The sequence below is a fragment of the Collinsella aerofaciens genome, assembly GCF_020709435.1.
Lineage (GTDB): Bacteria > Actinomycetota > Coriobacteriia > Coriobacteriales > Coriobacteriaceae > Collinsella > Collinsella aerofaciens_AU.
Genome location: NZ_JAJFDP010000007.1, coordinates 61,757 through 73,460 on the forward strand (window position 1 = coordinate 61,757; position 11,704 = coordinate 73,460).

10 protein-coding genes are annotated in these 11,704 nt (G+C 61.7%); all 10 read right to left on the reverse strand.

The genetic code is table 11. From position 1 onward, the window contains the following. Window positions 1–29: 29 nt before the first annotated feature. Complete coding sequence (gene rpsB, locus LK493_RS05900; protein WP_006236109.1) at window positions 30–758, reverse strand: 30S ribosomal protein S2; 729 nt, start codon at window positions 756–758, stop codon at window positions 30–32. A 219-nt stretch (window positions 759–977) separates the two neighbouring features. Continuing rightward, window positions 978–1,898: a tyrosine recombinase gene (locus LK493_RS05905; protein WP_117745960.1), complete on the reverse strand. Its 921-nt coding sequence runs from the start codon at window positions 1,896–1,898 to the stop codon at window positions 978–980. Continuing rightward, the gene (trmFO, locus tag LK493_RS05910; RefSeq protein WP_227790440.1) at window positions 1,895–3,232 is read right to left on the reverse strand and encodes a methylenetetrahydrofolate--tRNA-(uracil(54)-C(5))-methyltransferase (FADH(2)-oxidizing) TrmFO; all 1,338 of its coding nucleotides are present in this window, start codon (window positions 3,230–3,232) and stop codon (window positions 1,895–1,897) included. The genes LK493_RS05905 and trmFO overlap by 4 nt, the downstream gene beginning before the upstream one ends. A gap of 14 nt (window positions 3,233–3,246) precedes the next feature. Continuing rightward, on the reverse strand, window positions 3,247–4,179 hold the full coding sequence (locus LK493_RS05915) for a DNA-processing protein DprA (RefSeq protein WP_227790441.1): 933 nt from the start codon (window positions 4,177–4,179) through the stop codon (window positions 3,247–3,249). Continuing rightward, window positions 4,179–5,702 carry a YifB family Mg chelatase-like AAA ATPase gene (locus LK493_RS05920; protein WP_055250022.1) on the reverse strand — a complete coding sequence of 508 codons (1,524 nt, stop codon included), beginning with the start codon at window positions 5,700–5,702 and terminating at the stop codon, window positions 4,179–4,181. Before LK493_RS05920 ends, LK493_RS05915 begins: the two co-directional genes overlap by 1 nt. Continuing rightward, window positions 5,702–6,187: a YraN family protein gene (locus LK493_RS05925; RefSeq protein ID WP_055250020.1), complete on the reverse strand. Its 486-nt coding sequence runs from the start codon at window positions 6,185–6,187 to the stop codon at window positions 5,702–5,704. The genes LK493_RS05920 and LK493_RS05925 overlap by 1 nt, the downstream gene beginning before the upstream one ends. Before the next feature lie 189 nt (window positions 6,188–6,376). After that, window positions 6,377–7,165, reverse strand: a complete 789-nt coding sequence (locus LK493_RS05930) for a ribonuclease HII (RefSeq protein ID WP_117639929.1) — start codon at window positions 7,163–7,165, stop codon at window positions 6,377–6,379. Between the two features lie 93 nt (window positions 7,166–7,258). Beyond that, window positions 7,259–7,600 (reverse strand): 50S ribosomal protein L19, encoded by a 342-nt coding sequence (gene rplS, locus LK493_RS05935; protein WP_006236098.1) that lies wholly within the window; start codon window positions 7,598–7,600, stop codon window positions 7,259–7,261. 209 nt (window positions 7,601–7,809) lie between these two features. Further along, the gene (gene ppdK, locus LK493_RS05940; RefSeq protein WP_227790442.1) at window positions 7,810–10,560 is read right to left on the reverse strand and encodes a pyruvate, phosphate dikinase; all 2,751 of its coding nucleotides are present in this window, start codon (window positions 10,558–10,560) and stop codon (window positions 7,810–7,812) included. Window positions 10,561–10,810: 250 nt separating this feature from the next. Continuing rightward, window positions 10,811–11,677, reverse strand: coding sequence for a pyruvate, water dikinase regulatory protein (locus LK493_RS05945; RefSeq protein WP_117745955.1), 867 nt, complete (start codon window positions 11,675–11,677; stop codon window positions 10,811–10,813). Window positions 11,678–11,704 lie beyond the last annotated feature (27 nt).

An 11,704-nucleotide genomic window follows, 5' to 3' on the forward strand; every position in this document is an offset into this window, starting at 1 on the left:
GAGATGAAAAAGAATTAACTAAGACTGATTTACTCGGCCTTGGGCTCAGCGGCCATCTCGGCCTCGGAGACCTGCTCCTTGCCGGAGCCAGCGAGGCAGGCGTCAGCCATGAGCTCGCACATAAGGGTGACAGCGGAGATAGCGTCATCGTTGCAGGGGATGCCGTACTCGACCTCGTCGGGATCGGAGTTGGTGTCGATCAGGGCGACGACGGGGATGTTCAGGCGCTGGGCCTCCTTGATGGCGTTCTCCTCGCGCTTGGTGTCGATGACGAAGAGAGCCTGGGGCAGACCCTTCATGTCGCGGGCGCCACCGAGGTTGGTCTGGAGCTTAGTGAGCTCCTTGCCGAGAACAGCCTGCTCCTTCTTGGGCAGAACAGCCATGCGGCCGTCCTCGACCATAGCCTCGAGCTCCTCCATGCGGTTGATGCGGGAGCGGATGGTGACGAAGTTGGTCAGCATACCGCCGAGCCAACGCTGGTTGATGTAAGGCATGTTGGCGCGCTCAGCAGCGTTCTTGACGGCCTCCTGAGCCTGCTTCTTGGTGCCGACGAACAGCACGTTGCCACCCTTGGCGACGTTCTTGACGAAGGTGTAGGCCTGGTCGGCGTCGAGGATGGTCTGCTTGAGGTCAAGGATATAGATGCCGTTGCGCTCACCAAAGATGAACGGCTTCATCTTGGGGTTCCAGCGACGGGTCTGGTGACCGAAGTGGCAGCCGGCCTCGAGCAGGGTGCGGATATTAATCTTGGTAGCCATGTTAAACCTCCTGTGGTTTGCCTCCGCGCGGGGTCATCCTCCAAAACCAACCCGGACATGTGCTACCAAAGCCCGGGCACCACGGTATGAAGTAGCCGCGCGTGCGTGATAAAAACATGTTGCCGTGAAGCAACCCGATGAATGATAGCAGGAATGCTTCTTCCTGCCAACCCGCAATCAAAACCACACACCTGAGTGCGGCGCGGGACGTCCCAGCAACTATTCGCCGCGGGGATGGGCTTGAGCCACAGCCCGCTTAAGCCGATCGGGTGTGAGATGCGTGTAGATCTGCGTCGTGGACAGGCTCGCATGACCCAGCAGCTCTTGGACCGAGCGCAGGTCCGCACCGCCCTCGAGCAAGTCGGTCGCAAAGGTATGGCGCATCGCATGCGGGGCGATGTCGGCCGGAATGCCGGCGAGCGTCGCCAGCGTATGGAACCGCCGCCGGAGCATGGCGGCGCTCATGCGATTGCCGCGCGCCGATATAAGCAGCGGATGCGGCCCGGTGGCGGGGTCACGGCGCTTTGCCTGAGCGAGCAACACCGGCCTCCCCTCCTCAATATAGAAACGAGTCACCTCGAGCGCACGACGATACAGGGGGACGATACGTTCTTTGCTCCCCTTGCCCCACAGGCGCAGCGTGCGCTCGGACCATGAGATGGATTCCACATTGAGCGCCGCAAGCTCTGAGATGCGGGCACCCGAGGCATAGAGCAACTCGAGCATCGCCGCATCGCGCAGTCCCGCGGGTGTTGAGGTATCGGGGGCTTTGAGGAGTGCCTCCACCTGTTGAGTCGTAAGGACGCCCGGCAGGTCGCGCGGCAGCTTGGGCGATGCGATCGCCGAGACCGCATCGCCCTCGACAATCCCCTCGACAGCCATCCACCGATAGAGTGAGCGAATGGCAGACAGGTGTGCCGCAAGGGTCCGAGCCGCCACCTGGCCACGCGACAGCTCGGCCAAATAGGAACGAACGGTCCGTACGTCGGCGGCGCGAGCGTCGATGCCCTCGCGTTCGCACCACGCAGCAAAGCGCTCCAGCCTCGAGCCATAGGCCGTCACCGTGTTGGGAGAAAGTCCCTCGACGCGTGCGATATAGGCGATAAACGAGTCGACGGTGTCGTACAGGTCAAAGGCTATGACCGGTCGCCTCCAAACAGATCGGGGCGAGTGGCCAGATAGGCGTCAAGGGCCTCGAGCGCACGGTCCGCATAGGCCTGGTAGCGGTCGCGCTTGCTGCGGCGCTTACCATCCTCGAGTGGCGGCACCAGGCCAAAGTTGACATGCATGGGCTGATAGCCCACGGTGGCAGGATCGGTCGCATAGCCCACGAGCGCACCCAGGGCGCCCACGCGGGGCAACTCGACGGAATCGGCGCCGATAGCCTCTGCATAGGTGTTGAGCGCCGCGAGCAGACCGGTCGCCACGGCTTCCATGTACCCCTCGGTGCCGGTGATCTGACCGGCCAGGCGCACGCCGGTACCGGGCACGGCAAAGGTGCCATCGAGCACGTGCGGGGCGTCGACAAAGGTATTGCGGTGCATGACACCGTAGCGGAAGAACTCAGCGTTCTCCAGGCCCGGCACCATATGGAAGACGCGCTTCTGCTCGCCAAAGGTCAGGTTGGTCTGGAAGCCCACCAGATTATAAGCGGTCTTCTCCTTGTTCTCGGCACGCAGCTGAATCGCCGCCCAGGGGCGACGTCCGGTACGCGGGTCGGTGAGGCCGACGGGCTTCATGGCGCCAAAGCGAATGGCGTCCTTGCCGGTGCGTGCAACCTCCTCGGCAGGCTGGCAGGCCTGGAACAGATCGCCGCCCTCAAACTCCTTGAGCACCACGCGGTCGGCCGTGGTAAGCGCCTCGATAAAGGCCTCGTACTCCTCCTTGTTGAGCGGAGCGTTGAGATAGTCGCCACTCCCCTGCTCCTCGTAGCGCGACTGCGAGAACAGCACGTCCATATCGAGCGTGGAGGCATCGACGATCGGCGCCGCGGCATCGAAGAACGCAAGGGCGTCGCCACCGACGAGCTTCATGACCTCTTCGCTCAGCGCCGGCGAGCACAAGGGGCCGGCGGCAATGACCACGTGACCCTCGGGAATCTGCGTGACCTCGCCGTGAATGATCTCGATATTGGGACGGGCGGCAACCTCGGCCTCGACAAGCTCGGAAAACTTGACACGGTCGACCGCCAAGGCACCACCGGCGGGAACAGCGGCGCGATGGGCGCAATCGAGCAGGACTGAACCCATGCGCTCAAGCTCGGCCTTCAGCAAACCAGCCGCAGAATCCGGACGGGTCGACTTAAACGAATTGGAGCAGACGAGCTCTGCCAGGTGATCGGTATGGTGGGCCGGGGAGCTCACCTGGGGGCGCATCTCGCACAGCTTTACGGCAAACCCGCGGTCTGCCAGCTGGATCGCGCACTCCGAACCCGCCAGACCGCCACCGATAACCGTCACCTGATCGAACTGCATCTGCAAACACCTTTCTAATTGACACGTTTTCCATTGTGACCGAAGGGCGTCTGGGCGTGAAGGGCAAACTTGGAGGGCGCATACCTTCCATCCATCATGCGCTCGATAAGGCCCTCGAGTTCAAGCGAACCCAAGAGTTTGAGTACGCCGACAGCATCGAGTGAGACGAGCGCCGCGATGTCGTCGACCTTGAGCGGAGAGGCGATGAGCGCATGCATCACGGTCTGCTGTGTTGGATTCAGGTCGGCAATGCCGGGAGCATCGGGGCGCGAGTAGCGCAGGGTGCCGTATATGCGAGAGATAGCCATCTCGATGGACTCCTCGTCGACAATGCAGCAGGCACCGTTCGCAATGAGGTAATTCGTGCCACGCGCCTCGGGCGATAGGATCGACCCCGGCACGGCAAGAAGTTCGCGCCCCAAATCCATAGCAGCCTCAGCTGTAGAAAACGTCCCGGAAGGCATACCCGCCTCGGATACAAAGAGGGCTTGCGACAGGGCCGCGATCACGCGATTGCGGCGCGGAAAGGCAAACTTGCGCGGACCCATGCCCCACGGAGAGATCGACACGACCGCGCCGCCCGTATCGAGCGTGCGCGTAATAAGCCCCGCGCTCGAACGCGGGTAGACCACGTCGGCGCCCGTCCCCAGCACCACGACGTGTTTGCCGCCGGCGTTGACCGCAGCCCAACCCGAGGCCTGGTCACAACCAACCGCGCCGCCCGAAACTACCGTCACTCCCGCCTCAACCGCCACCTTTGCCGCAAGCTCTGCCACGGCAAGACCATACGGCGAGGCCTTGCGCGCGCCGATGATGGAGAGCGCGGGTGTCGAAAGCACCTCGGGATTGCCGCGCACATAAAGCGTCTGGGGTACATCAGAAAGCTCCAAAACGGTCTCGGGATACAACGCATCACCTGGATGCAGCTCAAAGGTCCCCTCGGCCATCATTGGTCCCTCCTTCCCTGGTACATCGCCGCCTCGAGCACGTGATCCTGCGTCACTTGCTCGCTCTCGGCGACGTCTGCAATCGTGCGCGCAATGCGAACCAAGCGCACGATGCCGCGGCCCGTGAGATGCGTGCGTTTGGACAGACCGAGCACACACTTCTCCGCTGCATCATCAAGCTCAAAGGTCGAAACGACGCCGTCAATGGACCGCGTCTCGTCATCCTCGGCCTCGGCATCCGCATCGTCCATGCGGGATTCGCGCCAAGCGCGAAAGGCGCGACCGCGCACAACGTAGTCACGTAACTCGGCCGACGACATGCCCTCCGCACCCTCGATAATCACTTGAGGGTCGGGACGGGTCACATCGATCATCATGTCGATACGGTCGGCCAAAGGACCGCGCAGTTTAGACCGATAGCGCTCGACCATCGCCGCCGAGCAGCGACACGGCACCTCGCGATCGCCCAAAAAGCCGCAGGGGCAGGGATTGCTCGCAGCCAGCAGCTGAAAGCGCGACGGGAAGGTAAAAGCCCCGTCGACGCGTACGATCCTCACGTAGCCGCGCTCGATGGGCTGACGCAGCGTCTGCAGCACGCCAGTGGGAAACTCGGCAAGCTCGTCCAAAAAGAGCACGCCGCCATGAGCAAGGCTGATCTCACCCGGGTGCACCGGGCGCCCGCCGCCGATAAGGCCTGCGGTCGAAATACTGTGGTGGGGACTGCGGAAGGGGCGGTGCCCCGCCAACAAGCCATCAATGTTCTCACCCAAAACCGAATGGATGCACAGTGCCTCCTGCTGATCCTCAACGGAAAGCTCGGGCAGGATGCCGGTCATACGGCGTGCGAGCATCGTCTTGCCCGATCCCGGAGACCCGATCATGAGCAAGCCGAGTTCTCCTGCCGCCGCAAGCGCCATGCCGCGTTTAGCGACTTCCTGCCCCAGCACGTCTGCATAGTCGAGCTCGGGCTCAAAGGTCGCCTCGACACCCTCGGAATCCAAGTAGTGCCGTGCGGCATCGCCCATGCCGTGAGCAAGCTGAGACAGATGGTCGATAAAGCCGCAATCTACGCCCGCGAGTGGCACATGCTGGTCGGACCTGCCGGCGATAAAAGACAGCCCCATGTCGCGAGCCAATAGCTGAAACGCCACCTCGCCCTTGACGGGAAGCACCGTACCGTCCAGACCAAGCTCACCTGCGATAAGGCAGCGATCGAGGTTGTCACGGGGAATCTGCTCATCGGCCGCTAGAACCGCGATGGCGATGGGCAGGTCAAAGCCGCTACCGGTCTTGCGGATATCGCCGGGTGCCAGGTTAACGGTAATGCCCGAGCGCGGGATCTCGAACCCGGCGGAGCGCATCGCGCAGCGAATACGACCGCGTGACTCCATCACCTCCATACTCGGAATGCCGAGCATCTGGATGCCCGGAACGCCACCGGCAAGCGAGACCTCGACCGTGACGTGAATCGCCTCGACGCCGCGGATGCAGGCCGCGTGAACGGCAAACGTCTCGAACGCCATCACGACACCTGCCAATCGAACGCGTTGTACTGATGCTCGATCTCGGCGATATGCCCGCCGCGGATGGTGACACCCACAGCATCGAAGCGAATCGCCTTGAGCGGATAATGCTCCATGAGATAGCAACTTGCGATGCGGCGGTAGCGGCGTTGCTTTTGGGCGTCCACGGCCTCCTCGGGAAAGACCCGCGTGGTGCAATCCAGCGAAACGCGTCTGGTCTTGACCTCGGCCATCACCACGACATCGTCGAGCTCATCGAGCAGCACCAGATCGGCCTCGCCCTCGGTGCAACGATAGCCCTGCTCCAGCAAGGTGTAGCCGCGCTCGTTAAAGTAGTCGATGGTGATCAGCTCGCCCAGCATGCCTAGCTCGCGGGGACTGAGTCCCTTGATAAACTCGGGCGTCATCGCCCCGGAGTCGAGCTCGCCGTTTTCCCAACGCTCCTTGAGCTGCTGCGTCTTGCTCTTTTTGCTTGCGGCACTCATGGGGTCTCCTTTCCCGCACACTGCATTGCCCCGATGATGAGGGCACCTTTCATGCGGGTAAGTACCGGAAGCAAACCAAAAGCTGACCAAATGCCGTCAAAAAACGGGCCGTACGCAGCAATGCTGTTGCATACGGCCCGCTACCAGCAGGTTTATAAAACCCCAGAGGTCCCTGTCTCCACAATTGACCTAGAAAAGGCGCTCAGTCTGCAGAAAGTTTCCGCAAAAGCTCACGCGGTGCAGCGGACAAAGTCCATGTTTGCGAATGGCCTCGATGTGCTCGGGGCTCGCATAGCCCTTCGACTCGGCCAGATGGTACTCGGGGTACTCGGCGTCGTACTCGACCATCATCTCGTCACGCGTGACCTTGGCCATGATGGACGCCGCGGCGATGCAGGCGATCTTGGCATCGCCCTTCACCACATCGCGCTCGTTGGGAACGGCGCCCAAGGGGTTACCATCCATGAGGACGCAGTCGGGTTCAAGTCCCGTATCGGCCACGGCGCCCGCGACGGCAGCGCGGATGGCGCGGGCCATACCCATCTCGTCGATATCCTTCGGCGCGATATGGCAAAAACCGATCGCCGTCGCCACCTCGGCAATCTTCACTGAGAGCAGCTCGCGGCGCGCCGGCGTGAGCTTTTTGGAATCGTTGATGCCCCAGACGCGCGGCTCCATAGGAAGACAGACGGCGCATACCGTCAAAGGACCGGCCACCGATCCGCGACCCACCTCGTCGACACCAACGACCACCCCATCGCCGCCAAGCTCATGCATAAGCTCGTACATGTCATTGACGCGCTCGCGCTCGGCAAGCTCTTTGGCATGACGTTTGAGGGCGCGTTCGCAAGCCTTGATCACCTGCTGGCGCGGGTCCTCGCGATAATGCTCCACGAGGGCGGGAATCTCCTCAAACGTAGCGCTCGCCAACTCACCGGCAACTTGCGATGCCGAAACCGAGCTCGTCATGTTGGCCATACTAGGCCCTCCTTGCATGCAAATCAGATAAAAAGAAGGGCCACCCGAAGGTGACCCTTGTGTCCAAACGAGTGGACAGACGCTGCGATCTTCTTAGCGCTTCTCGGGGATGCGAGCAGCCTTGCCCACCTTGTCGCGGAGGTAGTACAGCTTGGCGCGACGGACGCGACCATGACGAACGACCTCGAGCTTGGCGATCTTGGGGCTGTGAAGCGGGAAGGTACGCTCAACACCGACACCGAAGGACATCTTACGGACGGTGAAGGTCTCGCGGGCACCGGCGCCGGCCATGCGGATGACGTCGCCCTGGAAGACCTGGATGCGCTCGCGGTCGCCTTCCTTAATGCGGTAGTGAACCTTGACGTTGTCGGCGACGCGAACCTGAGGAATGTCCTCGCGGATCTGCTGACGCTCGATTGCGCGGATGTAATCCATGTGCAATTCCTTACTCTTCTAGAGGTGCCGTACCACCTTGGCCGGCACGTAGTTGAACAAACGTATTCCAGTATACACGCGCGGGTTTCTGCTGCAAGAACAATTTTTTACGCAGACAAAAAGACAAAACCCGCACATGATAACCGCCCGTCTCACGAATGAGACGGGCGGCATGAAGGGGGCTACGCTAGGCGTCTAAACCCAAAACGTTAGGCGGAACGCTTGGCCTCGAGCTTGGCCTGGGCGGCAGCCAGGCGTGCGAGGGGCACGCGGTAGGGCGAGCAGGACACGTAGTCAACATCGGCCACGTTAAACAGGCCCTTGATGGACTTAGGGTCGCCGCCGTGCTCGCCGCACACGCCAAAGTGCATGTCGGGGTTGGTGGCGCGGCCCTTCTCGACAGCCATGCGCACCAGTTCGAGTACTGCCGTGTCGATGGTCTCGAAGGGATTGTCCTTCAAGATCTTCTTGTGCATGTACAGCGGGATGAACTTGGCCTCGGCATCGTCGCGGGAGAAGCCGAAGGTCGTCTGGGTGAGGTCGTTGGTGCCAAAGCAGAAGAAGTCTGCGTGATGGGCGATCTCGTCAGCGACCATGCAGGCGCGCGGCAGCTCGAGCATCGTGCCCACGGGAATATTGAGCTCGACGCCCTCCTCGGCGGAAACCTCAGCGATTACGCGCTCGATAACCTCGCGGGTCTGGACATGCTCGGCCGTGATGGAGACGAGCGGAACCATGATCTCGGGGCGCGGATCGACGCCTTCCTTGATGAGACGGGCAGCAGCCGTAGCGACGGCGCGAACCTGCATAAACGGCAGATCGCTAAAGACGACGGACAGGCGCACACCGCGCAGGCCGAGCATCGGGTTGGACTCGACCATGCCGTCAATACGACGCAGACGGGTGCGCAGGGCGGCAAGCTCTTCCTCGTTGGCGCCAGCGGCTTCCTTCTTGGTGATGGCGACCTCGAGCTCGCGAGGATTATCCAAGAACTCATGAAGCGGCGGATCGAGCAGGCGGACAACCACATCGCGACCGGACATGGTCTTGAACATCGCCAGAAAGTCCTCGGTCTGGACCTTGAGCAGGTCGGCCAGGGCCTGCTGCTTCACGGCCTCATCGTCAGACAGGATAAAGCTCTGGATGATGTTCTTACGGTCACCCAGGAACATGTGCTCGGTGCGGCATAGGCCGATGGCCTCGGCACCAAACTCGAGTGCGAGCGCGGCGTCCTCGGGGTTGTCGGCGTTGACGCGCACGTGGTTGGCGTGACCGTCGGTCTCGTCCAGACGGATCTCGTCGGCCCAGGACAGGATGGTGTCCAGATCGCCGGTGAGCTCGGCCGAAACCAGATCAACGGCGCCGTCGACGACGATACCCTGGGTGCCGTCGATGGAGATGACATCACCCTCGCGCAGTACGCGGTCGCTGCCCTCGATGCGCACGACCTTCTCGGCGGCGTCAATATGGAAGCGCTCAACGCCACAGACGCAGGGCGTACCCATGCCGCGGGCGATAACGGCGGCATGGCTCGTCTTGCCACCGTGGCTGGTTAGGATACCCTCGGCGGCGACCATGCCCTTCAGGTCGTCGGGGTTAGTCTCCCAGCGAACCAAAATGACCTTGTGACCCTCGTTGGCGCGCGCGACGGCGTCATCGCTCGAGAAAACGACCTCGCCCACGGCGGCACCGGGGCTGGCATTAAGACCGCAGGCCAGCGCCTCATACTTCTTGGAAGCATCGAACTGCGGGTGCAGGAGCTGGTCGAGCTGCGCGGGATCGATACGGTTTACGGCCTCCTCGCGGGTGATCAGTCCTTCCTCGACCATTTCGATAGCGATGCGCAGAGCGGCGGTTGCGGTACGCTTGCCCACGCGGGTCTGGAGCATCCAGAGCTTGCCCTGCTCGATGGTGAACTCGATATCGCACATATCGCGGTAATGATCCTCGAGCGTCAGGAACACGCGCTCGAGCTCCTTGCCTGCGGACTCGAGGCCCGGGGTGGCCTTGAGGTCGGCGATGGGCTCGGTGTTGCGGATGCCGGCGACAACGTCCTCGCCCTGGGCGTTAACCAAAAAGTCACCGTAGAACTCCTTGGTGCCGTCTGCCGGGTTGCGTGTAAAGGCGACACCGGTCGCAGAGGTCTCGCCCTTGTTGCCAAAGGCCATGGCCTGCACGTTGACGGCGGTGCCGAGCTCGTCGGAGATTCCATGCTGCTTGCGGTAGATGCAGGCGCGCTCATTCATCCAGCTGCCAAAGACGGCCTGGATGGCAAGGCGCAACTGGAGCTCCGGATCATGCGGGAAGACGGGCTTGCCGTCGGCGACCTCGAGCTCGGGATACAGGGAGGCATCGACGTTCTCGGAGAAGATGCCCTTAAAGGTCTCGACGAGCTCCTGCAGATCCTCGGCCGAAAGCTCGGAGTCGACGCGGACGCCGGCGACCAGGCGTGCCTGGGTCAGCGCGTTCTCGAACAGGTCGGCGTCAACGCCCATAACGACGTTGGAGAACATCTGAATAAAGCGGCGGTAGCTATCCCAAGCAAAACGCGGATTTTGCGTCTGGGCGATGAGCCCCTGAACGGAGTCGTCGTTGAGGCCTAAGTTGAGGACCGTGTCCATCATGCCGGGCATGGAGAACGGAGCGCCCGAACGAACCGACACGAGCAGCGGATCGGAGGCGTCGCCGAGCTTCTTGCCGCAGCGGGCCTCGAGGTCCGCCTCGGCAGCAACGATCTCATCGAGTGCACCCTCGGGCCACACGTTGCCGGCACCGGAGTACTCGACGCAAGTCTGGTAGGTAATAGTAAAGCCACCGGGAACCGGCAGGCCGATACGGCTCATCTCGGCAAGGTTAGCGCCTTTGCCGCCAAGCACGAAGTTCATGGACTTGTCGCCCTCGGTGACACAGGTGCCCTGGGCGTCGGTACCAAAACGGTAAACCCTCTTGCAATCGCTCACGATACTTCCCCTTCCATGCGCTTACGCGCACGACCGTGGTAACGAATCGACCCGCCGGATGCGGGCCGTGAGGGAACTATACGGCCGGATTTGAACGGGCTTGAGCAGAGGATACGCGGTTTGGTAAACGTGCTAAAACTGGCGGTAAACGGTAGGTAAAGTTGGTTACCTTATGAAGATACCACTACAATAAAAAAGCAGGTCAGATGCGATGTTTTTGCTAAATCGCTTTATCAAAATGCTACTAATATTAGGCGCGGCTGGTGGCTCGGCGGGCGCGAGCTTCTTGGATTTCCTCCAAGTGGCTAATGATCTCGGCAGCGCTTTCCTCGATGGCCTTGCCGTCGGTACGCACCACAAAGCAGCCTAGGCGTTTCATGAGGGCACGAGCTTCCTCAAGCTCGCTGCGCACGCTCTCGGGCTCGGCATAGGAGCCGGCAACGGCACGAGCGTAGTCATCGCCCAAGCGGCTATCGCGAATTTCGGAAATCACATCGACGGTCGAAATCAGGCCGAACAGGCGCATCGGGTCGACCTCGTAAATCGACTTCGGCGGCTCCATGCCATGGGCCAACGGAACATTGGCAACCTTGTAGCCCTGATAAGCCAGATACATCGACAGCGGCGTCTTGGACGTGCGCGATACGCCCAGCAGCACGATATCGGCACCCGACAAATCGTCGCAACCGCGGCCGTCATCGTGCTCAACGAAATATTCCATGGCCTCGATACGATGGAAATAGCGGTCATCGGTCCTGTGAATCACGCCCGCGACGCCTTTGGGCGGCACACCGATGAGCGACGATAGCACGGCGAGCGTCGGACCGATCAGGTCGACCGAACGGATATGCAGCATGCCCAGGTAATCGAGCACGCGGGCGCGAAGCGCCGGATCGACAATGGTGTGAAACACGGCAATATCGCGATGGTCGGCATCGACGCGCGGGCCCACAAACGACTCCACCTGCTCCACCGAGGTCACCTTGGGCAGGCGCAACAAACGAAAAGCCCCTTCATCAAATTGCCCGGACGCCGCAAGCACCACCTCACAAGCGGTATCACCGAGCGAGTCGGAGATAACGATAACGGTGGGACGAGCGGTGACCGGGCAATCCATGCGGGGCTCCTTTTGCGCTTACGCGCA

What these genes read in the sequence shown, in the direction of transcription:
- LK493_RS05945 (WP_117745955.1), bottom strand. Translation starts at nt 11,677, where the DNA reads ATGGATTGCCCGGTCACCGCTCGTCCCACCGTTATCGTTATCTCCGAC.
- LK493_RS05930 (WP_117639929.1), bottom strand. Translation starts at nt 7,165, where the DNA reads ATGGCCAACATGACGAGCTCGGTTTCGGCATCGCAAGTTGCCGGTGAG.
- rpsB (WP_006236109.1), bottom strand. Translation starts at nt 758, where the DNA reads ATGGCTACCAAGATTAATATCCGCACCCTGCTCGAGGCCGGCTGCCAC.
- LK493_RS05925 (WP_055250020.1), bottom strand. Translation starts at nt 6,187, where the DNA reads ATGAGTGCCGCAAGCAAAAAGAGCAAGACGCAGCAGCTCAAGGAGCGT.
- LK493_RS05920 (WP_055250022.1), bottom strand. Translation starts at nt 5,702, where the DNA reads ATGGCGTTCGAGACGTTTGCCGTTCACGCGGCCTGCATCCGCGGCGTC.
- trmFO (WP_227790440.1), bottom strand. Translation starts at nt 3,232, where the DNA reads ATGCAGTTCGATCAGGTGACGGTTATCGGTGGCGGTCTGGCGGGTTCG.
- rplS (WP_006236098.1), bottom strand. Translation starts at nt 7,600, where the DNA reads ATGGATTACATCCGCGCAATCGAGCGTCAGCAGATCCGCGAGGACATT.
- LK493_RS05915 (WP_227790441.1), bottom strand. Translation starts at nt 4,179, where the DNA reads ATGGCCGAGGGGACCTTTGAGCTGCATCCAGGTGATGCGTTGTATCCC.